Genomic DNA, 21,495 nt, shown 5'->3' with positions numbered 1-21,495 from the left:
TATAAAGGCGCCAATTGAGACTCGGTTATGTTTGGCCGAGGGCTTGTGTCATGATGATCCGACCGCAGGTTAGTCGTCCTCTTCCTATATGAATAGATCTTCCGCGTTGCTCCTTGCCCTTGCCTTCCTCGGCGGCTGCCAGTCCATGGCCCCCGTATCGCCGCAGAGCCCTGCGCCGGTGGAAGACAGCACCCCCGCCCCTGAAAAACCCAAGGTTTATGCCTCGTTCAGCGAAGAAACGGTGTTCAGCCTGCTGAGCGCGGAGCTGGCCGGCCAGCGCAATCGTTTCGACATTGCCCTGGATAACTACGTGACCCAGGCCATCAACACCCAGGACCCGGGGATTTCCGAGCGGGCGTTTCGCATCGCCGAATACCTGGGCGCCGACCAGGCCGCCCTGGATACCGCGCTGATCTGGGCCAAAAATGCCCCGCAAGACCTGGAAGCCCAGCGCGCTGCGGCAATCCAGCTGGCCCGTGCCGGGCGCTACGACGACTCCATGGTCTACATGGAGAAAGTCTTGCAGGGCAAGGGCGACACCCATTTCGACTTCCTCGCCCTGTCGGCCGCCGATACCGACCAGGACACCCGCGATGGCCTGATGAAAAGCTTCGACCGTCTGCTGCAAAAGCACCCGAGCAATAGCCAGTTGGTCTTTGGCAAGGCGTTGCTGCTGCAACAGGATGACGAACCGCAAGCCGCCCTCAAGCTGCTGGAGCAAAACCCGCCGGAAGAGGGTGAAGTCGCCCCGCTGCTGCTGCGCGCGCGCCTGCTGCAAAGCCTCAACCGGGGCAAGGAAGCCTTGCCACTGCTGCAAAAAAGCATCAAGAAGTACCCGGACGACAAGCGCCTGCGCCTGACCTACGCCCGCATGCTGGTGGAACAGGACCGCATGGAAGACGCCAAGCTGGAGTTCGCCAGCCTGGTCCAGCAATACCCGGACGATGACGAATTGCGTTACTCCCTGGCGCTGGTCTGCCTGGAAGCCAAGGCCTGGGAAGAGGCCAAGGGCTACCTGGAAGACCTGATCGCGCGGGAAAGCCATGTCGATTCGGCCCACCTGAACCTGGGACGCATCGCCGAGGAACGGGATGACCCGCAAGGCGCGCTGATCGAATACGCCCAGGTCGGCCCCGGCAACGACTACCTGCCGGCACAACTGCGCCAGGCCGATATCCTGATGAACAACGGCCGCACCGACGAAGCCGAAAAGCGCCTGGCCGCTGCCCGCGATGCCGAGCCGGACTATGCCATCCAGCTGTATCTGATCCAGGCCGAGACCCTGTCGGCCAACAATCAGGGGGAGCGCGCCTGGAAAATCCTCGCCCAGGCCCTGCTGCAATACCCCGACGACCTGAACCTGCTGTACACCCGCGCCATGCAGGCCGAAAAACGCAATGACCTGGCCCAGATGGAAAAAGACCTGCGCCTGATCATCAAGCGCGACCCGGACAATGCCATGGCACTGAACGCCCTGGGCTACACCTTGTCAGACCGGACGACGCGCTATGCCGAGGCCAAGGCCCTGATCGAACAGGCGCACCAGCTCAACCCGGAAGACCCGGCGGTGCTCGACAGCCTGGGCTGGGTGAATTACCGCCTGGGCAACCTCGATGAGGCCGAACGCCTGCTGCGCCAGGCCCTGGAGCGGTTCCCCGACCAGGAAGTGGCCGCGCACCTGGGCGAAGTGCTCTGGGCCAAAGGCAACCAGCGCGAAGCCCGACAAATCTGGGCCAAGTTCCTCAAGGAACAACCCGACAGCCCTATCCTGCGCAGCACCATCAAGCGCCTGACCGGATCCGAGACTCTTTAATTCTATGTTTTTGCGCCACGCCATCGTTTTCAGTTTTATCGCCCTGCTCGCCGGTTGTGCGGGCTTCGGTGCCCGTGAATCCGTCGAAGGCCAGGGCAACCCGGCACAGTGGCGCCAGCACAAGGATCAGCTCAGCAGCATTGATGGCTGGCAGATCGAGGGCAAGATCGGGGTTCGCGCACCGAAGGATTCGGGCAGCGGCACCTTGTTCTGGCTGCAACGCCAGGACTATTACGATATCCGCCTCTCTGGGCCCCTGGGCCGTGGCGCCGCACGCCTGACCGGCCGACCGGGGCAAGTGAGCCTCGAAGTGGCCAACCAGGGCCGCTATGAAGCGCCCTCGCCGGAGGCCTTGCTCGAAGAGCAGGTCGGCTGGAAGCTGCCGGTTTCCCATCTGGTCTGGTGGGTTCGCGGCCTGCCCGCGCCTGACAGCAAGAGCCGCCTGAGCCTCAATGGCGACAGTCGCCTGGCCACCCTGGAACAGGATGGCTGGCAGGTCGAGTACTTAAGCTATGTGGAACAAAGCGGCTACTGGCTGCCCGAGCGCATCAAGCTGCACGGCTCCAACCTTGATGTCACGCTGGTGATCAAGGACTGGCAACCACGCAAGCTGGGGCAATGACATGCGCGAACGTCTGACCCTGCCCTCCCCGGCCAAGCTCAATCTGATGCTGCACATCCTCGGCCGTCGTGCAGACGGCTACCACGAGTTGCAGACGCTGTTTCAATTTCTCGACTACGGCGATGAGATGACCTTCGCCGTGCGCGACGATGGCGTGATCCAGCTGCACACCGAATTTGCCGATGTGCCCCACGACAGCAACCTGATCGTGAAGGCCGCCAAAAAACTTCAGCAGCAATCCGGCTGTACCCTGGGCATCGATATCTGGATCGATAAAATCCTGCCCATGGGCGGCGGTATCGGCGGTGGCAGCTCGAATGCCGCCACCACCCTGCTCGGTCTCAATCACTTGTGGCAGCTGGGCTGGGATGAAGATCGCCTGGCCGCACTGGGCCTGACCCTGGGCGCCGACGTCCCGGTTTTTGTGCGTGGACACGCCGCATTTGCTGAGGGTGTCGGGGAAAAACTCACCCCTGTAGACCCCGAAGAGCCGTGGTATGTCGTGCTTGTCCCGCAAGTATCTGTAAGTACAGCAGAAATTTTTTCAGATCCGTTGTTGACACGTAACTCTTCTCCCATTAAAGTGCGCCCCGTTCCCAAGGGAAACAGTCGAAATGACTGCTTACCGGTGGTAGCAAGGCGTTATCCAGATGTACGTAACGCATTGAATTTGTTAGGTAAATTTACCGAAGCAAAACTCACCGGAACTGGAAGTTGTGTGTTTGGGGGCTTCCCAAACAAAGCTGAAGCTGATAAAGTCTCGGCCCTTCTTACAGAGACCCTTACAGGGTTTGTAGCAAAGGGAAGCAACGTTTCGATGTTGCATCGCAAGCTGCAAAGTCTGCTCTAAAGGAACCGAGTACTGGGTACTCGTTGCAACAGATACAGGGGCGTCGCCAAGCGGTAAGGCAGCAGGTTTTGATCCTGCCATGCGTTGGTTCGAATCCAGCCGCCCCTGCCATTTTCTATACTCATCCAGGTTACCCTCAGCCTCTAGGTACTGCGCGTGTCCAAGATGATGGTCTTTACGGGGAACGCTAACCCCGATCTGGCTCGGCGTGTTGTACGTCAGCTGCATATCCCTCTCGGTGACATCTCTGTCGGTAAGTTCTCCGACGGCGAAATTACAGCCGAGATCAATGAAAATGTCCGCGGTAAAGATGTTTTCATTATTCAGCCGACTTGCGCTCCGACCAACGACAACCTGATGGAACTCGTCGTGATGGCTGATGCCTTCCGCCGCTCCTCAGCGACTCGAATCACAGCTGTAATCCCTTACTTTGGTTATGCCCGTCAGGATCGCCGTCCGCGTTCTGCACGTGTGGCGATCAGCGCGAAAGTCGTCGCTGACATGCTGACCGTGGTAGGTATCGACCGTGTTCTCACGGTTGACCTGCACGCTGACCAAATCCAGGGGTTCTTCGATATTCCGGTAGATAACATCTACGGCTCCCCCGTCCTGGTGGATGACATCGAAGACCAGCGCTTTGAAAACCTGATGATCGTGTCCCCGGACATTGGTGGCGTCGTGCGTGCACGGGCTGTTGCCAAATCCCTGGGCGTGGACCTCGGGATCATCGACAAACGCCGTGAGAAAGCCAATCACTCTGAAGTGATGCATATCATCGGTGATGTCGAAGGGCGTACCTGTATTCTGGTCGATGACATGGTCGATACCGCCGGCACCCTGTGCCACGCGGCAAAAGCCTTGAAAGAGCACGGTGCGGCTAAAGTCTTCGCCTACTGCACACACCCTGTGCTGTCGGGCCGAGCGATCGAGAACATCGAGAACTCTGTGCTGGACGAACTGGTGGTGACCAACACCATCCCGTTGTCCGCAGCTGCTCAAGCCTGTGCACGTATCCGTCAACTGGATATCGCACCGGTTGTTGCTGAGGCGGTTCGCCGTATCAGCAATGAAGAATCGATCAGCGCGATGTTCCGCTAAGGGTCACCCCTTGGCGGCATCAACCTGACGAAAAGCGCCCCGCCCCAGCACCCTGCTGGGGCGGGGCTTTTTTGCCCATATCGCCTTTAGCGCTGGTCGCAAACGCTGGGGCGAATGTGGTTATTTTGGAGATACAACATGAACAACTTTACTTTGAATGCTGAACTGCGTTCCGACCTGGGGAAAGGTGCGAGCCGCCGCCTGCGTCGTCTCGCAAGCCTGGTTCCAGCTGTAGTCTACGGTGGCGAAAAAGCCCCTGAGTCCATCAGCATGCTGGCTAAAGAAATTGCCAAACTGCTGGAAAACGATGCGGCCTACAGCCACATCATCGAGCTGAACGTCGGTGGCAAAAAGCAAAACGTCATCATCAAGGCCCTGCAACGTCACCCAGCTAAAGGCCACGTGCTGCACGCTGACTTCGTACGCGTCGTAGCGGGTCAGAAACTGACCGCTATCGTACCTGTGCACTTTGTTGGTGAAGAAGCTCCGGTCAAGAAAGGCGGCGAAATCTCGCACCTTATCGCCGAGATCGAAGTGACCTGCCTGCCTAAAGACCTGCCTGAGTTCATCGAAGTCGACCTGTCGGCCCTGGAAATCGGTGACATCGTTCACCTGTCCGACCTCAAGGCCCCTAAAGGCGTTGAGTTCGTTGCCCTGGCTCACGGTGATGACAAGGCTGTTGCCAACGTTCACGCGCCACGTGTTGCTCCAGAAGCTGAAGAAGGCGCTGCAGAGTAATTCACTCTGTAATGCCGGAGCTTGAGGAAACATCGCGGACCGAAACGTAGCGAGAAAGCGGGCGATAACGCGAAGTTTATCTCTGGATAAGTGAGCTCCTGTCGTCCACTTTCGCCGCAATGAGGTTGCGGCGATGTTATCCACAACTCCAAAGGAAGGGCCCCTGTCGTGACTGCCATTAAACTGATCGTTGGCCTGGGAAATCCAGGCGCCGAATACGAACAGACCCGGCATAACGCGGGGGCCCTTTTTGTTGAGCGTATCGCCCACGCCCAAGGCATCAACCTGGTGGCCGATCGCAAATATTTTGGCCTGACCGGACGCTTCTCGCATCAGGGTCAGGATGTTCGTCTGCTGATTCCCACCACCTACATGAACCGCAGCGGCCAGGCTGTCGCGGCGCTTGCGGGCTTCTTCCGGATCAAACCCGAGGAAATCCTGGTGGCCCATGACGAACTGGACCTGCCACCCGGCGTTGCCAAGCTCAAGCAAGGCGGCGGCCACGGCGGTCATAATGGCCTGCGCGACATCATCGCGCAGTTGGGCAATCAGAATACGTTCTACCGCCTGCGGCTCGGCATTGGCCACCCAGGCGTTGCCAGTATGGTTTCTAATTTCGTCCTGGGTCGTGCGCCACGCGCCGAACAGGAAAAACTCGATGCCAGCATCGATTTTGCCCTCGGCGTGCTGCCGGATATCTTCGCCGGTGAATGGAACCGTGCGATGAAAAACCTGCACAGCCAGAAGGCCTGACTCTTATCCGAGGGGAAACACCATGGGATTCAATTGCGGCATCGTCGGCCTACCTAACGTCGGCAAGTCCACCCTGTTCAACGCCCTGACCAAGTCCGGTATTGCGGCGGAGAACTTCCCCTTCTGCACCATCGAACCCAACACCGGTATCGTGCCAATGCCCGATCCGCGTCTGGAGGCCCTGGCGGCCATCGTCAATCCCAAGCGCATCCTGCCGACCACCATGGAGTTCGTCGACATCGCAGGCCTGGTAGCCGGTGCGTCGAAAGGTGAAGGCCTAGGCAACAAGTTCCTCGCCAACATCCGCGAGACCGATGCCATCGCCCACGTGGTCCGCTGCTTTGAAGACGAGAACGTGATCCACGTCTCCAACAGCGTCGACCCGAAACGCGATATCGAGATCATCGACCTGGAACTGATCTTCGCCGACCTCGACAGCTGCGAAAAGCAACTGCAAAAGGTCACGCGCAACGCCAAGGGCGGCGACAAGGACGCAGTGGTCCAGAAGGCCCTGCTTGAGCAACTGATCGCACACTTCACCCTGGGCAAGCCTGCACGCAGCCTGATGAAGAGCATGAGCACCGACGAAAAGGCCGTGATCAAGGGCTTCCACCTGCTGACCACCAAGCCTGTGATGTACATCGCCAACGTGGCTGAAGACGGTTTTGAAAACAACCCGCTGCTCGACGTGGTCATGGCCATTGCCGAAGAAGAAGGCGCGATGGTTGTACCGGTGTGCAACAAGATCGAAGCGGAAATCGCCGAACTGGAAGACGGCGAAGAGAAAGACATGTTCCTCGAGGCCCTGGGCCTGGAAGAGCCTGGCCTGAACCGCGTGATCCGTGCGGGCTACGAAATGCTGCACCTGCAGACCTACTTCACTGCCGGTGTCGAAGAAGTGCGTGCCTGGACCGTCAAGGTCGGCGCCACCGCGCCACAGGCTGCGGGTGTGATCCACACCGACTTCGAAAAAGGCTTTATCCGCGCCGAAGTGATCGCCTACAACGACTTCATCCAGTTCAAGGGTGAAGCCGGGGCCAAGGAAGCCGGTAAATGGCGCCTGGAAGGCAAGGAATATATCGTCAAGGATGGCGATGTGATGCACTTCCGCTTCAACGTGTAAGCTGCCTGTACGGCCCAAGCGGTAGAACAAAAAGCCGATGCTCTGCATCGGCTTTTTTGTGGGCGATGATTATTGACGAAGCACAGGCAGCCCAATGAAACAAAAACTCATATAACTGCTGCACAACATCAAATACTATTGGCCACCCGTTCCCCCCAGAAAAAACCAGAAAATAAAAACAACATTATCTTTAGGATTATTCCCATCAACAACAAGACTATCTGCCCGATCAAATACACCCTTACCACTTGACCGCCTACACTTATATTTTTCACGCTTTACAGTCACCATTTCTTACTTCCATACACGATGACAACTCTCACTATTTACTATCTACTTACTGATAACGACACCTTGGATTCACAATAATGAAACGGCGTAACAATGGAGCCACAACAATATGTCGAGCGCCTTTGAAACAGACATAGGGCTTATTGAGTGCCCGGTTATCGAGAATACTATTCATAACACGGCAACAAAAAATGTCGACATTTTATTACTAGGCGAGACGGGCACCGGAAAAGATACCTTGGCGCAACGTGTTCATCACTTATCCAATCGAAAAGGAAAATTCGTCCCCATCAACTGTGCCGCGATCCCGGAAACGCTAGCAGAGAGCCAACTGTTCGGCGTCAACAGTGGGGCCTATACCGGAGCCACACAGTCACGAGCAGGCTTTATCGAAGCTGCCCACCTGGGCACTTTATACTTGGACGAAATAGACAGCATGCCACTCACGCTGCAAGCCAAATTGCTCCGCGTGCTGGAGTCACGAGGCGTTGAGCGCCTGGGTTCTACCCGCTTCATACCGCTAGATATACGCATTATCGCCTCTGCCCAGCATTCGCTGCGTGAAAGAGTGGAGCAAGGTGCGTTCAGGCGGGATCTGTATTTCCGCTTGAATATTGTCAATATCAGCCTCCCGGCCCTGCGAAATCAACGCGAACGTATCATCCCGCTGTTCTTGCACCTGGTCCGCCAGGAGGCAGAGAGTTTTAACCGTCCGGTGCCGCTAGCTCCCAATGTGTTGCTGCAACAACTGCTGTGCCATCCGTGGCTGGGCAATATCCGTGAGCTGCGCTCGACAGCCAAACGTTTTGTGTTGGATTTGCCACCACTCGCTGAGCCGTTAGTTGAGTGCCCGGAGACAGGAATGGGACTTAAGGAACGACTGCAGCAAATTGAGAAACTTCTGATTGAAGAGTCACTACGCCGCCATGACTGTAACGTAGATTTCGCCGCCCTGGACTTAGGTGTTGCCAAGCGCACGCTTTATTACCGAATGAAGCAACTGGCCATATCACTGGCCTGACACCCTAAACCGGGTACGACACATGGAAATATTTTGATATGCGTTATACAGACACAAAGGGAACCACTTCAAGAGCGGCAACCACACACTTTATAGCCAGAGAATGTTGGGATACGAAACGGCTAACGCGTCAAATCCTTGCTTCCTGGCTAGCCGTACATTTTTTAAAATCAACAATTGGAGATTTACTTATGGTCAGTGGCGTAGGCTCAAACAGCTTTAACGCGAGCAAAGCTGCACTCGATGACGCGATGAGAGCGGAACAACTGCAGGCAAAAGAAGATCAGCTTCAAGGTACAAAAGACCTGAACGACTCCAAGCGAGACTCGTACAAAAAAGCGTCCATTCAAGCTCGTCAGTAATAAAACTTACCTCTCCGATTTATCAATCGGAGAGGTTTACCTACGCTGAGTGAAACAGCACCCCCTCCACCATTCCTAATCCCACAAACTTAAAAATAGGTTCTATATGCAAATAGAGGAAATGGAGAGTTTTTCATCAAAGCATAGAGGTTTCAGCGTTTCTAACGTAACCGATGATTATTCAACCTCCAAAGCAGATATTGATTTTTTCACCTCGACCCTTGAACACTCAAAGTCCCCGATACACGTAACGGCCACGGCAAGCGGCCCAAGCGTGTTGATCGAAGCATCAAACCAACTTATCAAAGCAACAGATCGTATTTCCAGAAGTTTGAGATCGATAAGCAGGAATGCCGACAAAGATGAATTGGCCAAATTCCCGAACCAGCTTTCCAGCTCATTATTCCTATCACAAATTATGGTAAAAAGCCTTGGCAAGACTACTCAATGCATCGACAAAATCTGTAATTTGCAGTAGCCCATAATGAATCACTTCTTGCCCATAGCATTACTTCTATCGCTTGTATTAATGCTGAACGGTTGTAGCGACCGCGTCGAACTCCATCGCCAACTATCCGAGCAAGAGGCCAATGAAGTTATTGCGGAGCTGGCAGACAAACGTATTCGAGCGCAAAAAGTGCCCGCAAAAGATGGCGTTGTCGTTATTGTCGATGCAAACGATATTGGCCGTGCCGTACGCACGCTAGACGCTGCCGGCCTGCCTCGAACAGCCCGGACCACTCTAGGCGAGACGTTTCGTAAAGAAGGTGTTATCTCAACGCCATTAGAAGAACGTGCCCGCTACATCTATGCCTTATCCCAGGAGCTTGAGGCCACCCTGTCTAAAATAGATGGTGTGATTGTCGCGCGCGTACACGTTGTATTGCCCGAGCGCATCGCGCCGGGAGAGCCCATCCAGCCCGCATCGGCCTCAGTATTTATCAAGCACGATCCGCGCCTCGATCCCGACAACATCCGTACACGCGTGCGTCGACTGGTCGCGAGCAGTATTCCTGGCATGACCACTGCGGAAGAAAACCCGCAAAAACTCACCGTGATATTTGTACCGGCCGCAGCGTATCAAGAGCAACAACGCCTGGTCTATTTTGGGCCGTTTCTGGTGCCTGGGGAGGATCTAAGGTTTTGGCACTTGAGCGTTTCATTCTCGTTACTGGGCCTGATACTGACGGTGGGCACCCTGCTGTTCTTGCGCCTGCGCCGACAACGGCAACAAACGCTAGCCCCTAAGGAACCGGTCGCGCCTGCTCATGACACGTAGAGCCCCTCGTCCGATCAGTGATCATCTAGCTTGGGCACAATGGTGGGCGTTCCCCTGGAAACCCTCACATCAATCCTGGAGATCCGCAGAAAGGTTCCCTGCCATTGATGCGCTGGAGCGTATAGCAAGCCGGTTACCAAAGACCATTGCGGCCATTGCCCCGTGCCTGCCCCCTGCGCCCCAGCCCACGGAAGTACGGCTGGCACTGGCCTCAACCGAACAACTCAACTTGATGCTCGCACTGCTTCACACGACCTGCCGCCCCGAAGACGCAGCCCCGATAAGCAAAAGTCATCACCAGTGGTGTATTGGGCTTTCCAAGGCGCTTCCTCCTGACATGCTTTTACACAAAGATGATCCGTTGCAACTACTGCGTAGCTGGGTGAAACCCGATACATGGCAGCGTCTTCGACTGCGCTTTCCCTGTGAGCGGGTACTTGAAATGGAAAAAAACACCCTCTCCCTCGAACACGGCAACAGTCGACTCAACACCCTGTGGCAAGCCATTGTCTGGCGCGCCACCGCAACGCCCCACGCCCCCCCCGGATCGCACGAACAAGGAGCATAACAATGCTGGCTCGACGCAAAATCAACCTGCTCGCAGACTCCCAAAGACAACCCCACCCCCTGATCCCACGCGAAACCCTTACCGATTATGCCCAGGCCCACCAGGTGCTGAGCCGTGCTCGAGCCCAGGCAAATGAAATGCTGAAGCTGGCGAAAGAGCAATCCAAGGCACACTTGCAAAAGCTCACTCTTGAGTTCTGGCTGCGCGCCGATGCCCAGCTAAGCCGCTGGAATAATGACCGTCAGCAGATGTATGACAACCTTGAAGAACACGCCACCTCAATCACCACCCAAGCCATTCGCCTATTGCTTGACGATACGCCAGACCCCAAACGCCTGGCCGCCATGATCAAGCAACTGCTGGCAAACCTGCCACCCGCGATCAACGCGACTCTATTCTGCAACCCACATGAAATTGAAGATGCAAAACACTGCCTTGCCAGTCATAGCACCACGGCCTGGAATCTTCAGCCTGATGAAACGGTCAAGCCTCAAACGCTCGTACTTAAAACAGACGAGGGCGACTATCACATCAGCTGGAATTCAATGCGCGAAGCCATTTCAACCACAAGAGCCAGCCTCTGAAAGCAACATACTGTTACACACAACTCATTACATAAAGGAACCAGATAGCGAATTAACACCACAACAAGCGTACACAAGAGGAAAACTTATGAAATTTTTTAGCGACCTATCACGTCAACTTTTACACACAGGCAGCAAGGTACAAAGAGACCTAGATGCAAGTATTAAAGACGCAATAGAACTTGAGGGCGACGCTGAACAATTTTATAAATTATTAGAACATCTATTTTTCACCGACTTGGCTTTTCATGAGCAGGGTCGTGCAAACCATATGATGGTCAAGACAACTTTTGACAGCTTCCAATAAATTGAACGATCTCATTTCTCACTGGTTCAGTAGCCGTCAAGAACAACTCATCGTGTTTGAAGGCGACGATGAGATCAACCTGCGACGCCATGCGCACACGCTGCTACTGAGTGTGCAACTTACCCACAACCGACCTGAAAAATCACTCCTGACCGGCTGGATGCGGCTAGGAGGCGTGAGCCTGAATCACTTCCAGGGTGCGCTCAGCCAGGCACCAGGCACTGGCATGCTCTGGCTGGTTCAATGCCTGCACACCGGGTGCGCTGAAAAACAGTTGCTGGAGGGTATCGAGTCCCTGCTGAACCAACGCGATACCTGGCGCGCCATTGTCGCGCGCCAGGCCAGGCCGCCTCAGAAACTCACTCCCACCTCGCTACGGTTGCTGCCGCACTAATCAGAGAACGCCCCATGAACAACAAGCACCACAAGCGCATTCGCTTGCGCGCCGTCTCGCCTGCTGATGCCCGCAAAAAAACCAATTGGCGCTGCCTGCTGGTACTGCCCTGGTTGCTTATGCCTCTACAAAATACGCTCGCCGCGATCCCCACCGAATGGAAGAACACTGCGTATGCCTATGAAGCCGAACATAAGCCGGTGCAAGAAGTCCTGGAGGACTTCGCCCAGACCTTTGGCACACAGTTGCAGATCGACGGCCTGCTGGAGGGCAACGTCAATGGCAAGATCCGCGCTAATACCCCGCAGTCGTTGCTCGACCGACTGGGGGTAGAGCATCGTTTCCAGTGGTACATGTACAACAACACGCTGTACATCAGCACCCTGGACCAACAGGAGTCCGCGCGCCTGGAGGTCTCCTCCGAAACGGTGGCTGACTTGAAGCAGGCCTTGACCGACATTGGCCTGCTCGATAGCCGTTTCGGCTGGGGAGAATTACCCGACGAGGGTGTGGTGCTGGTGTCGGGCCCCAAGCGTTATATCGACCAGATCAAACAGTTCAGCAGCCAGCGTAAATCTCCCGATGAAAAACAGAGTGTGCTGACGTTCCCCCTGAAGTTCGCCAACGCGGCAGACCGCCCGATTGATTATCGTGGCGAAAAATTGACCATCCCCGGAGTGGCCAGCATGCTGCGAGGGTTGCTGGAGCCTCGGGACACCTCAGTGCTTTCGTCGATGACCCCGCGTCCCGCCTCGTCATCGCAACCCTCCCCTGTCACCCCCATCCTCCCCCGCCTGGGCAACCCGATGCTGGACCAGATGCTCGGCCCGGCGGCTCCCCTCGGGCAGATGAATCCAGGCATGTCGCTCACCTCCAGGGCACCGGTTGCAAGAGGCAAGATCCGTGTCGAAGCGGATGTGCGTAACAACGCCGTATTGATCTATGACCTGCCGGAGCGCCAGGCCATGTACCACGAGCTGATCGCCCAGCTCGATGTGGCACACAAGCTGGTGGAGATCGACGCGATCATTCTCGATATCGAGCGCACGCAACTGCGTGAGTTCGGGGTCAACTGGGGTTTCCAGAACAGCCGCTTTCGTGGCGGGGTGAACATGGCGCCGGGCACCTCCGCGCAGATGTCGATTGAAAACCGCGACCGTTTCTACGCCGATATCCGTGCCCTGGAGGCCAAGGGCCTGGCGACCATGGTGTCCAACCCTTCGGTGCTGACCCTGGAAAACCAGCCGGCGGTGATTGACTTCAACCGCACCCAGTACCTGACCGCTGGCGTCGAGAACGCAACCATCTTGCCCATCACCGTGGGCACCAGTTTCCAGGTGGTGCCACGGGTCATCACTTCGCGCGGCAGCCATCAGGTCCATCTGGCGGTGGATATTGAAGACGGCAACTTCGACGAAACCAACCCCGAACGCATCGGCCCCGATGTACGCCGCGGCAAGGTCAGCACCCAGGCGGTGATGGCGGAAAAACGCTCGCTGGTGGTCGGCGGCTTCCATGTCAGCGAAAGCGCCGACAGACGCAACAAGGTGCCGGTGCTGGGCGATATCCCGTTACTGGGCAAGACGCTGTTCTCTTCCACCGAGCGCCAGAACAACCGCCGCGAACGCCTGTTTATCCTGACCCCGCGCGTGATCGGCGACCAGGCCGACCCGTCGCGCTATTTGCCCCAGGACGACCAGGTGGAACTGCAGGCCGCCCTCAGGCCCTTGGCCAGGCGCTATGCCGAGCACCAGCCGGTAATCAAGCGCAGCGATATCACCAGCGCCCTTGCGCACCTGGTCACCGGGCAAGTGCCCAATGCGTTCAAGGCCGAGCCCATGCCCCTGGGCCTGAACACCTTGTGCAGCACCCGTGACCTGCTGGCGCTCAATACCGAACGCAGCCAGTGGTACGCCGGCCCGCAGTTCAACGTGGCGGTGGTGGTGATGCGCAATCAGTTCAAGCGCAACGTACGCATCGATGAAAACGAATGCAGCAACTCCCAGACCCTGGCCGTCAGCGTCTGGCCTCGGGCCTGGCTCAAGCCCGGTGAAGAGGCGGAGGTATTTATCGCCATGCGCCCGGTGGTCAAGGATGAACATATCGGTGTCTCCCGCCCCTCCCTGCTCACTCCAACACGGAAGACTGCGCCATGAAACAGCGACTCGCCTGCATCACCCTTATCAGCCTGGCCCTGCTGATGGTGGGGTGTACACCGACCTGCCGGGGTGACTCGTGCTCCCGGCCACAATCGAGCGCCGGGAAAATGGTGGTGTGGTGGCCGCCGCAGATGCGTGTCGAACCCGGCCCATCGGGGGAGCGCGCGGATTACCAGACGATTTCCCTGGAGCGATGACGGCCATGGGGTTACACAGCGCAGGTTCGCGTGGCCAGGGGTTTCTGGAAGACCTGGTGAGCGGCCGTGCCGCTTACCACTCGCTGCACCCGGGCATTGGCCTGTACCGTTTGAATGCCGGGCCGCAACCCGGCCTGGCCCTGCAGATTGCGCCTGAGGCATTGCAGGCCGGCCAGTTGGAGCGGGTGCTGGAGCGGCGCTTTGAACACGCGACGGTGTTCGATGGGTGCTTTGTGTTCCTCGATGCCAAGGGCAGCCTGGTGATCTGGCATGCCTTGGCGCCCAATGGCCGCTCACCCGATGACATCCTCAGCCGCCTGCTTTCCCTGGCCCGGCTCGAAACCCTGGATGTACACCGCGCGCCCTAGCGGCGCGCAAGCTCCGGTAACTCCAGGGTCTGGCGCTTGGCCTCATCATCGAGGGTGCGCAAGGTACGATAGATGATCGCAACCGCCTGCAAGGTCTCCCGGGGAATGGGCGCACCGAGCTTGCGCTCATACAGCATGCGCGCCAACCATACGCACTGGATCACCGGCACATCGGCGGCCTTGGCCCGCGCAATCAACTGGCGGGCCCGGGTGTCCGTACCTTTATCCACCAACATCGGCAGCGGGGTTTTACCCGGCCGGTAATACAGCGCCACGGCAAAGTGCGTAGGGTTGACCACCAGCATGTCGGACTCTTCCAGCTTGGGCAGCTTGACCTTGGGTTCTTCCTGGGCGAGTTGGTAGGCCAGGGAGCGGCGCTGGCCCTTGACGTGGGGGTCGCCCTCCATGTCCTTGTACTCCTTGACCACCTCCACCTGGGTCATGCGCATGCGCTTGGCAAAGAAGTATTTCTGCATGGCCAGGTCGATCAGCGCGAGCACCAGCAACAGCCCCAGGCAGGCATGCAGCAAGTGGCGGAACAAGGTAATCAGCGCCACGATATAGCTCTGCAGATCGCTGGTGGCCAGGTTGATCAACACCTGCAAAGAGGGGGTGATGACCACATACAAAATCAGCGAGAGCAGCAATGCCTTGCCCAGCCCCATCAACAGGCTGATCACCGACTGGGCGGAAAACATCTGCTTGAGCTGGTTCAGTGGATTGAGGCGATTGAAATCCGGTTTCAGGCTTTCCGGGGCAAACAGGAAGCCGAACTGCATCCAACTGCTGATCAGTTTCGTCACGATCGCCACCGCGCACATCAACAGGCCAAACGAGAAAAAAACCACCAGGCCATCCATCAACACTTCTTCCAGGGCGCGAACAAACGGTTGGCCCATGCGCGAAAACGGCAACGCCATCAACTGCTGGAAGCGCTGCATGCTGGTTTCGGCGGTGAGCAAGGCAATCTCGCTGATCGCGGTGAGCACCAGCAACTTGGGCACATCCTGGCTTTGTGCAACCTGGCCTTTCTGGCGTTGGTCCTTGAGCTTCTTGGGGGTTGCCGCGTGTTTTTTCTCGCCGGAATCGCTCATGGCCCGCCCCCAAACATGTGGCCCAGCGAGTGCTTGAGGTCTAACAGCAAGCCCATGCGCCCGGCGATCAGATCCGATAACAGGGGAAAGTACAGGATTAAAAAGGCCAGGCCTGCCAGGCTCTTGGCCGGCATGGCCAGGGTCGATACCTGCAGCTGCGGGCTGTAGAGCCCCAGCAAGGCAAAGCCGAACTCCAGCAGCAACAGCACCGCGATAAACGGCGCCGCGTAGAGCATCATGTGCACGAAGGTATCGCCGAGCAGCCCCAGGAACACACTGAAGCCGTTGACGGCGAGCAGTGGCACCCAGGCCGTGGGTGGCCAGATCAGATAGCTGTCCCAGATCACCTGTGTCAACGCCCCCAGCCCGAGGGTCGTGATCAACAGAAAAATCGCCAACTGCTTGAACAGATGCCCGACCGGTGTCGCATCCGGTCCCAGCGAGGGGTTGAGCTGCCCGCCGGCCAGGGCGCCGCGCTGGTTGTCAAGCAACGCACCGACCGACTCGACCATCCAGAACGGCATGAACAGCAAAACGCCCAGCAACAGGCCCAGGACCGATTCCTTGAGAACCAGCCCGGCAAGCAGCAGCGCAGAGTAATCCTTGCCCATCAACGCGGCGTGAATGCCGGGCGCGGGGAACAAGGCCACCACCATCACAATCGTGTGCCGGGTCATCCCCCGCACATGCTGGAAACAAAACGCCGGCACCAGGAACATGCACGGGTAGATGCGCGCCATACTGATCAACAGGCTGGGCAAAAACTCAAGGTAAAGGAGCAAAGGTTGTTCCTCAGTTCAGTTCAGTGCCGAGCGGGCAATCATGTCAAAGGTCATATTGATCAGTTGAATCAACTCCACACCAATCCAGCGCCCCGTCAATATCAGGGTGATGCCGACGGCCACCAGCTTGATCCCAAAGGGCAGCGTCTGGTCCTGTATCTGCATCAGGGCCTGCACCAGGGATGTCATCACCCCAACGATCACCGCGACGATCAGCGGTGGTGCCGAGAGCACCACCACCAGCAGCATGCCCTGCTTGAACAGCACGATCGGTTCCATAAGTCACTCACAGATAAGAAAGGAACAGACTGTCGAGCAGCCGCGACCACCCGGAAACCAACACGAACAGGAGCAATTTCAGGGGTAGGGAAATAGTCATCGGCGAGACCATCTGCATGCCCAAAGCCAGCAGCAGGTTGGAGACAATCAGGTCGATGACGATGAAGGGGATATAGATCAAAAAGCCGATTTCAAACCCCGCCTGCAATTGCGAGATCACATAGGCCGGGATCAGCAATATGAAGTCGTCACGGTGGGCGTTTTGCGCCATCTCCGGCGGCCACATGCGTGCGGTGTTTTCCACCAGGTGGGTCAGGATGTCGGGGTCGGTGTTGCGGGTCATGAACAGGCGCAGCGGCTCGATGGCCACAAGCCCCGTTTCCTGCAGACGCTGCACATTGCTCAGGTCTACAGGGGACTGCTTGACGTTCTCGGCAATGGCGTAGCCCACCGGCGCCATGATGAACAGAGTCGCCGCCAGCGCGATACCGTTCAACGCCATACTCGGCGGTACTTGCTGCACGCCAATCGCGTTACGGGTAATCATCAGCACAATCACGATTTTCAGAAAGGACGTGCACACCACCAACAACATGGGCATCAACGACAATGCGCCGAGAAACAGCGCCAGGATAAGGGGGTCAATCCCCTGCAGCATCATCGTGCGAAAATCACACGGGACAACTGCAAACCCAGGCGCCCATCCACCTCCACCAACTGGCCCTGGCCAATCGGTCGGTCGCCGTAGTAAAGCCCTGCCATGCCCGGGGCGTAGCCCGCGATGCTCAGCACCGCGCCGGGGGCCAGGTTGCGCAGCTCCCCAAGGGTCAGGTTCAGAGTCCCGCAGCGCACATTCAAGGCCATGCTCAACTCATCGAAAGGCTCATGGCCAAAAACATCTACCACGGGTTCATCAGGATCATGCTCGTCATACCCTGAGTAATGTTGTGCTGAAAGATCCTCGTCCACAGACGTGTCCTCGATAGATATAAGTGTCAGGCACATAGGCCCCGATTCATCATCAATGCGCCCATGCACGCGATGCCTTCCAAGCCCCAGCCGACCATTGCCGTGCACATCGAAAAAGGCCTGTTCCAGCATCACCACATCCCCGGCACGCAGGCTGCGAACCTGGGTCAGGGGTAGCTGCAAGCGCCCCAACGTCACGGCAATCGCCAGTTGAAACGAGGCTGGCAAGGGCTGGGCTGTCGGTTGCCAGCGCCCCGCTTCACACAGCGCCAATAAACTCTCGGGAGCCAGCAACAGATACCCCACCACCCTGGAGGGCCCCAATGTCACCGTGAGCCGACAACCAAAATTCAGTTTTCCCGGAGATGGCCGTAGCCGCAGGTAACCAAAAAGAGCGCTCACCTGAGGGCTCAAGTGGTGCTGGAACAGCTCCCAGAACCAGGAGTCCGGATCATTGCCAGCCTCTGCCAGCGTCACCGGGCATTCCCCCAGCAGGCTGAACATCGGCCCCGGCTCGCTGAAGGCCAGCAGGCCGCAAGCACTGTCGAAGTAAAGGGGGGCAGCGCTTCTGGGCGCGCGCCCGGGTTCAAGCAGCAACTCTCCCTGCTGGTCCTGGACCGTAAACGCCATGCGCAAGCCACGCCCCAAACGAAGCCTCGCCGCCACCGTGCCGCTTTTGACCGATGGAATAACCAAGGTCGGCAGGATCATGCCGTACCCACATGCACCAGATGCACATTGACCGGCTGGCCCAACCCTTCGGCCAAACGCTCCTCACACCCCTGGCGCACGCCCCCCAGCCAACGGGCGGTCAGCTCCTGCTCCGCCGCCAGCTCGATGCTCCAGGCCCCCTGTTCACGGCGCACGCTGGCGTTGATCCGCCCCAGGCGCGGCAGATACAGCAACGCCTGCAAGGGCCATTGCACCCCTCCACGGATCTGGGGGAGCAACTGGCCGGTCATGGCTTCAATCATCAAGATATCGGCGGACGCCGCAGCGCCCATGGTCGCTGAGCCGTAACCGGCGCCCTCTTCGTTATCGCCAAGCAGATGAGTAAACAGCTGCCCCAGCTCCCTGGCCATGCCGCCCACCATCACCGGCTCCCTGTCGTCCCGAGGCTCACGCAGACGCGGGCGTTCGGGTTTGCTTGCTGGAACTTGCGTCATATTTCTTCCTGTATGTCTTCCTGAGCCAACAAAACGGACAACTCCTGAAGTTTCTCGACCTCCTTGAGGCATTGGCTCACCTGCTTCTGCGCACTGGCGACCTGCACCACCTGCTCTTCACGCCGACCATGCAGCTCATGCAACTGCCCTTCTTCACGCCGGGTCCCGGCGGACAAGGTGCGCTCCTGGGTTCCCCAGGCCTTGAGCTGGGACAGCGAGAGCACCTGCCCCTGGTGCTTCTCCAACAGCTCTGCGGTTTTCTCGATTTCCTCCAGGCGGGTCTGCTCAAGCGCTTGCTGCGCCTGCTGGATTTGCGCCAACAAGGCCTGCTGGTGCCGCTTGGCCTCACGCAACGCGCGCTCGGCCCGGTCGGCGCGATGCCTGCGCAAACGCCGCAAGGTGTCGAGTTCAGAAAGGGACATGGGTCGTCAGGCTCATCAATTGATCGAGGGTCATCGGCATCGATGCCGGCTCGCGCAAGTCCTGGCGCAGGAAGCCATCCACCGCCTGGCGGCTGTCCACGGCCAGGTCCGTCAGGGCATCGTTGCCGGGCTGGTATTCCCCCAGCTTGAGCATCAGCTCGATCTGCTGGTACGCCGACAACAAGCGGCGCAGTGCCGTCCCGGCCTGGATATGCGCGGGCTCGGCGACGTTGCTCAAAATCCGTGACAGGCTGGCCAGCACATCCACCGCCGGGTAGTGGCCGCGCTCGGCCAATTTGCGCGACAAGACGATATGGCCATCGAGCAGCGAGCGCACTTCATCGGCCACCGGATCGCTCATGGAGTCCTGCTCGATCAGCACCGTATAGATCGCCGTGATCACCCCCTCGCGGGTCAGCCCTGCACGCTCCACCAGGCGCGGCAGCAAGCTGTACACCGACGGCGGCAGGCCGCCACGCCCCAGCGGTTCGCCGGCGGCCAGGCCGATCTCGCGCTGGGCCCGGGCAAAACGGGTCAGGGAGTCGATCAGCAGCAAGACCCGCTTGCCCTTGCGTCGGTAGCCTTCGGCCAATGCCGTCGCGGTGAAGGCCGCGCGAGCGCGCTCCATGCTCGAACGATCGGATGTCGAACACACCAGCACCGCCTTGGCCCGCAGTTGCTCATCCAACTCGTGATCGAGAAACTCGCGCAACTCACGGCCCCGTTCGCCAATCAGGCCGAACACAATCACATCGCAGTCAACGTTACGGGCGATCTCCGCGAGCAAGGTGGTCTTGCCGCAACCGGCGCCCGCAAACAGGCCCACGCGCTGGCCTTCGCCCAGGGTCAGCAGGCCATCGATCGAGCGCACCCCGGTGGCCAATGCGCGGTTGATCCGCGGACGTTCGGTGGGCAGCGGCGCCTCGCACAACACCAGGCTGGTGTCCTGCGCGTGCGCCTCGACAAAGGCGCTGGCTCCCTCCCCCGCAATCGGGCGGCCAAAGCCGTCCAGCACCTGGCCCAACAGGTCATCGCTGACCCGCACCCGATGCGCAACCCCCAACTGCTCGACACTGGCCCCCACGCGCACGCCTTCAAGGTTGCCCAGGGCACTGAGCACCGCATCCTGCTGATCGAAACCGATAATTTCGGCCAGCATGTAGTCACCCGTGGACTTTTCCACCTGGCACAAATCACCGATCCGCGCGTCGGGCAAGCGGCATTGCAGCAACATGCCGTTGACCCGCTGGATCCGCCCACGCACCGAGACCGGCGCGAAATTGGCCAGCGCCTGTGCCCGGTTTTGCTGCCAGGCTTGCAGGCGTGCCTGCAACTCGGCGCTCACCAGCGCACCTCATAGCGCTGTACGCCGTCGAACACCACCTTGCTGTTATCGATCAACACCAGGCGCAAGCCATCCACTTCATCGCCGACAAACAACCGGCTGCCCTCGTCCAGGACCACATGGCCATTGGGCCCGCCGACGATCTGCAGGATCTTGAACGGCAGCTCGGCGCTGCGTTCCCTGACGCGACTGATCACCGGCACAGACGTCTCGAACTGCTCGCCAAAACGATTGAGCATGCGCGACACCAACCCCACGTCGTCCTGGGACACATCGCCATCAAGGGTCACCTGGCCATTGATCACCTGCAGGCGGACCCGATTGCCCAACTCACGCTCGTTGAGCATTTTCAGCAGTTGTTGGCGGACGTCGTAGGGTGAGTCCAGCGCGTTTTTTTGACTTTCCACTGGCATCAACGACGCCTGGGCCTCATGGTCGCCCGTGGTGGCCAGGCCCACCGCCGTGATGATCACGGCAATCACCAGTACCAGGCTGATCATGCGTTTCTGCTGCGGCCCGGAGATCGAGGACAACATCAACGCCGGCCCCGCCTGGCCGGCCGGCCTGGGCGCCGGCGCAACGGCCGCGGACACCGGTGCCTGCGGCCAGGGCTGGTCGGCCAGAGTGACGCACAGGCGAACATTGCCAATCATAAAAGGCGTACCCAGTGCCAGGTCGGCAATCTGCGCCAGAAGCCGACCGTCGCTGGCCCGCACCAGCCCTTCTTCGGCCTGTACCGACCAGCGCTGTTCAATAAAACGCAACAGCACATGACGCTCGGCAATACCTTCGTCATACAGCGAAAGATCCGCATCCGGGTGGGCCCCAATAAGCCACTGCCCGCCAAACAGCGGCAGCGCAGCCCCCAGGTGCAAACCATCAAGCACGCGCAACTCAAACATCACCAGGCC

At 58.4% G+C, this 21,495-nt stretch carries 25 protein-coding genes and 1 tRNA gene; 17 read left to right on the top strand and 9 right to left on the bottom strand.

The window, feature by feature from the left end:
* Nucleotides 1-88: 88 nt before the first annotated feature.
* The 17 genes from AO268_RS04075 (at nt 89) to AO268_RS03990 (ending at nt 14,527) form a co-directional block, all read left to right on the top strand.
* Complete coding sequence (locus tag AO268_RS04075; RefSeq protein WP_076962857.1) at nt 89-1,813, top strand: tetratricopeptide repeat protein; 1,725 nt, start codon at nt 89-91, stop codon at nt 1,811-1,813.
* 4 nt (nt 1,814-1,817) lie between these two features.
* The gene (gene lolB / locus AO268_RS04070; RefSeq protein WP_070996768.1) at nt 1,818-2,435 is read left to right on the top strand and encodes a lipoprotein insertase outer membrane protein LolB; all 618 of its coding nucleotides are present in this window, start codon (nt 1,818-1,820) and stop codon (nt 2,433-2,435) included.
* 1 nt (nt 2,436) lies between these two features.
* Entirely contained in the window at nt 2,437-3,285 is an 849-nt protein-coding gene (gene ispE, locus AO268_RS04065) for a 4-(cytidine 5'-diphospho)-2-C-methyl-D-erythritol kinase (protein WP_099167956.1), read from the top strand.
* Between the two features lie 36 nt (nt 3,286-3,321).
* Nucleotides 3,322-3,396, top strand: a tRNA-Gln gene (locus AO268_RS04060).
* A 45-nt stretch (nt 3,397-3,441) separates the two neighbouring features.
* Nucleotides 3,442-4,383, top strand: a complete 942-nt coding sequence (locus AO268_RS04055) for a ribose-phosphate pyrophosphokinase (protein WP_003171603.1) — start codon at nt 3,442-3,444, stop codon at nt 4,381-4,383.
* A gap of 138 nt (nt 4,384-4,521) precedes the next feature.
* Nucleotides 4,522-5,121, top strand: coding sequence for a 50S ribosomal protein L25/general stress protein Ctc (locus tag AO268_RS04050; RefSeq protein WP_076962859.1), 600 nt, complete (start codon nt 4,522-4,524; stop codon nt 5,119-5,121).
* 168 nt (nt 5,122-5,289) lie between these two features.
* Entirely contained in the window at nt 5,290-5,874 is a 585-nt protein-coding gene (gene pth, locus AO268_RS04045; RefSeq protein ID WP_032857782.1) for an aminoacyl-tRNA hydrolase, read from the top strand.
* A gap of 22 nt (nt 5,875-5,896) precedes the next feature.
* A complete protein-coding gene (gene ychF, locus AO268_RS04040; protein ID WP_099167955.1) occupies nt 5,897-6,997 on the top strand; it encodes a redox-regulated ATPase YchF in 1,101 nt (366 codons plus the stop codon).
* A 400-nt stretch (nt 6,998-7,397) separates the two neighbouring features.
* Nucleotides 7,398-8,309: a sigma 54-interacting transcriptional regulator gene (locus tag AO268_RS04035; protein WP_076962862.1), complete on the top strand. Its 912-nt coding sequence runs from the start codon at nt 7,398-7,400 to the stop codon at nt 8,307-8,309.
* Nucleotides 8,310-8,347: 38 nt separating this feature from the next.
* Nucleotides 8,348-8,671, top strand: coding sequence for a hypothetical protein (locus AO268_RS32315; RefSeq protein ID WP_141562774.1), 324 nt, complete (start codon nt 8,348-8,350; stop codon nt 8,669-8,671).
* Nucleotides 8,672-9,155: 484 nt separating this feature from the next.
* Nucleotides 9,156-9,950: a type III secretion system inner membrane ring lipoprotein SctJ gene (sctJ, locus tag AO268_RS04025; RefSeq protein WP_099167954.1), complete on the top strand. Its 795-nt coding sequence runs from the start codon at nt 9,156-9,158 to the stop codon at nt 9,948-9,950.
* 570 nt (nt 9,951-10,520) lie between these two features.
* Nucleotides 10,521-11,102 carry a type III secretion system stator protein SctL gene (gene sctL, locus AO268_RS04015; RefSeq protein WP_076965173.1) on the top strand — a complete coding sequence of 194 codons (582 nt, stop codon included), beginning with the start codon at nt 10,521-10,523 and terminating at the stop codon, nt 11,100-11,102.
* 88 nt (nt 11,103-11,190) lie between these two features.
* Entirely contained in the window at nt 11,191-11,409 is a 219-nt protein-coding gene (locus AO268_RS04010; protein ID WP_076965172.1) for a hypothetical protein, read from the top strand.
* Nucleotides 11,393-11,803: a type III secretion protein gene (locus AO268_RS04005; RefSeq protein WP_232243957.1), complete on the top strand. Its 411-nt coding sequence runs from the start codon at nt 11,393-11,395 to the stop codon at nt 11,801-11,803. Before AO268_RS04010 ends, AO268_RS04005 begins: the two co-directional genes overlap by 17 nt.
* Before the next feature lie 14 nt (nt 11,804-11,817).
* A complete protein-coding gene (gene sctC / locus AO268_RS04000) occupies nt 11,818-13,959 on the top strand; it encodes a type III secretion system outer membrane ring subunit SctC (RefSeq protein WP_099167953.1) in 2,142 nt (713 codons plus the stop codon).
* On the top strand, nt 13,956-14,159 hold the full coding sequence (gene hrpT / locus AO268_RS03995; protein ID WP_076965169.1) for an HrpT family type III secretion system protein: 204 nt from the start codon (nt 13,956-13,958) through the stop codon (nt 14,157-14,159). Before sctC ends, hrpT begins: the two co-directional genes overlap by 4 nt.
* A gap of 5 nt (nt 14,160-14,164) precedes the next feature.
* Entirely contained in the window at nt 14,165-14,527 is a 363-nt protein-coding gene (locus AO268_RS03990; protein ID WP_076965168.1) for a transcriptional regulator, read from the top strand.
* Here the strand turns inward: AO268_RS03990 and sctU are convergent.
* The 9 genes from sctU to AO268_RS03945 are packed head-to-tail and all read right to left on the bottom strand — an operon-like array spanning nt 14,524 to nt 21,486.
* Nucleotides 14,524-15,621, bottom strand: a complete 1,098-nt coding sequence (sctU, locus tag AO268_RS03985; protein ID WP_076965167.1) for a type III secretion system export apparatus subunit SctU — start codon at nt 15,619-15,621, stop codon at nt 14,524-14,526. The genes AO268_RS03990 and sctU overlap by 4 nt on opposite strands.
* Nucleotides 15,618-16,403, bottom strand: a complete 786-nt coding sequence (gene sctT / locus AO268_RS03980) for a type III secretion system export apparatus subunit SctT (RefSeq protein ID WP_076965166.1) — start codon at nt 16,401-16,403, stop codon at nt 15,618-15,620. The genes sctU and sctT overlap by 4 nt, the downstream gene beginning before the upstream one ends.
* 15 nt (nt 16,404-16,418) lie before the next feature.
* Nucleotides 16,419-16,682: a type III secretion system export apparatus subunit SctS gene (gene sctS, locus AO268_RS03975; RefSeq protein ID WP_032857802.1), complete on the bottom strand. Its 264-nt coding sequence runs from the start codon at nt 16,680-16,682 to the stop codon at nt 16,419-16,421.
* A gap of 7 nt (nt 16,683-16,689) precedes the next feature.
* Complete coding sequence (gene sctR, locus AO268_RS03970; protein ID WP_076965165.1) at nt 16,690-17,343, bottom strand: type III secretion system export apparatus subunit SctR; 654 nt, start codon at nt 17,341-17,343, stop codon at nt 16,690-16,692.
* On the bottom strand, nt 17,340-18,362 hold the full coding sequence (locus AO268_RS03965) for a FliM/FliN family flagellar motor switch protein (RefSeq protein ID WP_076965164.1): 1,023 nt from the start codon (nt 18,360-18,362) through the stop codon (nt 17,340-17,342). Before AO268_RS03965 ends, sctR begins: the two co-directional genes overlap by 4 nt.
* Nucleotides 18,359-18,817 (bottom strand): type III secretion system HrpP C-terminal domain-containing protein, encoded by a 459-nt coding sequence (locus AO268_RS03960; protein WP_099167952.1) that lies wholly within the window; start codon nt 18,815-18,817, stop codon nt 18,359-18,361. The genes AO268_RS03965 and AO268_RS03960 overlap by 4 nt, the downstream gene beginning before the upstream one ends.
* Nucleotides 18,814-19,239 (bottom strand): type III secretion system stalk subunit SctO, encoded by a 426-nt coding sequence (gene sctO, locus AO268_RS03955; RefSeq protein ID WP_076965162.1) that lies wholly within the window; start codon nt 19,237-19,239, stop codon nt 18,814-18,816. The genes AO268_RS03960 and sctO overlap by 4 nt, the downstream gene beginning before the upstream one ends.
* The gene (locus tag AO268_RS03950; protein WP_099167951.1) at nt 19,226-20,584 is read right to left on the bottom strand and encodes a FliI/YscN family ATPase; all 1,359 of its coding nucleotides are present in this window, start codon (nt 20,582-20,584) and stop codon (nt 19,226-19,228) included. The genes sctO and AO268_RS03950 overlap by 14 nt, the downstream gene beginning before the upstream one ends.
* Nucleotides 20,581-21,486: an FHA domain-containing protein gene (locus tag AO268_RS03945; protein WP_076965160.1), complete on the bottom strand. Its 906-nt coding sequence runs from the start codon at nt 21,484-21,486 to the stop codon at nt 20,581-20,583. Before AO268_RS03945 ends, AO268_RS03950 begins: the two co-directional genes overlap by 4 nt.
* Nucleotides 21,487-21,495: the final 9 nt, after the last annotated feature.

It is taken from the genome of Pseudomonas sp. ICMP 8385, assembly GCF_002699915.1.
In the GTDB taxonomy this organism is placed as follows: domain Bacteria; phylum Pseudomonadota; class Gammaproteobacteria; order Pseudomonadales; family Pseudomonadaceae; genus Aquipseudomonas; species Aquipseudomonas gessardii.
This window is presented reverse-complemented; position numbering and strand designations above follow the sequence as displayed.

Excerpts from the sequence above, each read along its gene's own strand:
- AO268_RS04075 (WP_076962857.1), top strand. The coding sequence starts at position 89 with ATGAATAGATCTTCCGCGTTGCTCCTTGCCCTTGCCTTCCTCGGCGGC.
- lolB (WP_070996768.1), top strand. The coding sequence starts at position 1,818 with ATGTTTTTGCGCCACGCCATCGTTTTCAGTTTTATCGCCCTGCTCGCC.
- ispE (WP_099167956.1), top strand. The coding sequence starts at position 2,437 with ATGCGCGAACGTCTGACCCTGCCCTCCCCGGCCAAGCTCAATCTGATG.
- AO268_RS04050 (WP_076962859.1), top strand. The coding sequence starts at position 4,522 with ATGAACAACTTTACTTTGAATGCTGAACTGCGTTCCGACCTGGGGAAA.
- ychF (WP_099167955.1), top strand. The coding sequence starts at position 5,897 with ATGGGATTCAATTGCGGCATCGTCGGCCTACCTAACGTCGGCAAGTCC.
- AO268_RS04035 (WP_076962862.1), top strand. The coding sequence starts at position 7,398 with ATGTCGAGCGCCTTTGAAACAGACATAGGGCTTATTGAGTGCCCGGTT.
- AO268_RS32315 (WP_141562774.1), top strand. The coding sequence starts at position 8,348 with ATGCGTTATACAGACACAAAGGGAACCACTTCAAGAGCGGCAACCACA.
- sctJ (WP_099167954.1), top strand. The coding sequence starts at position 9,156 with ATGAATCACTTCTTGCCCATAGCATTACTTCTATCGCTTGTATTAATG.
- sctL (WP_076965173.1), top strand. The coding sequence starts at position 10,521 with ATGCTGGCTCGACGCAAAATCAACCTGCTCGCAGACTCCCAAAGACAA.
- AO268_RS04010 (WP_076965172.1), top strand. The coding sequence starts at position 11,191 with ATGAAATTTTTTAGCGACCTATCACGTCAACTTTTACACACAGGCAGC.
- sctC (WP_099167953.1), top strand. The coding sequence starts at position 11,818 with ATGAACAACAAGCACCACAAGCGCATTCGCTTGCGCGCCGTCTCGCCT.
- hrpT (WP_076965169.1), top strand. The coding sequence starts at position 13,956 with ATGAAACAGCGACTCGCCTGCATCACCCTTATCAGCCTGGCCCTGCTG.
- AO268_RS03990 (WP_076965168.1), top strand. The coding sequence starts at position 14,165 with ATGGGGTTACACAGCGCAGGTTCGCGTGGCCAGGGGTTTCTGGAAGAC.
- sctU (WP_076965167.1), bottom strand. The coding sequence starts at position 15,621 with ATGAGCGATTCCGGCGAGAAAAAACACGCGGCAACCCCCAAGAAGCTC.
- sctS (WP_032857802.1), bottom strand. The coding sequence starts at position 16,682 with ATGGAACCGATCGTGCTGTTCAAGCAGGGCATGCTGCTGGTGGTGGTG.
- sctR (WP_076965165.1), bottom strand. The coding sequence starts at position 17,343 with ATGATGCTGCAGGGGATTGACCCCCTTATCCTGGCGCTGTTTCTCGGC.
- AO268_RS03965 (WP_076965164.1), bottom strand. The coding sequence starts at position 18,362 with ATGATCCTGCCGACCTTGGTTATTCCATCGGTCAAAAGCGGCACGGTG.
- AO268_RS03960 (WP_099167952.1), bottom strand. The coding sequence starts at position 18,817 with ATGACGCAAGTTCCAGCAAGCAAACCCGAACGCCCGCGTCTGCGTGAG.
- sctO (WP_076965162.1), bottom strand. The coding sequence starts at position 19,239 with ATGTCCCTTTCTGAACTCGACACCTTGCGGCGTTTGCGCAGGCATCGC.
- AO268_RS03945 (WP_076965160.1), bottom strand. The coding sequence starts at position 21,486 with ATGTTTGAGTTGCGCGTGCTTGATGGTTTGCACCTGGGGGCTGCGCTG.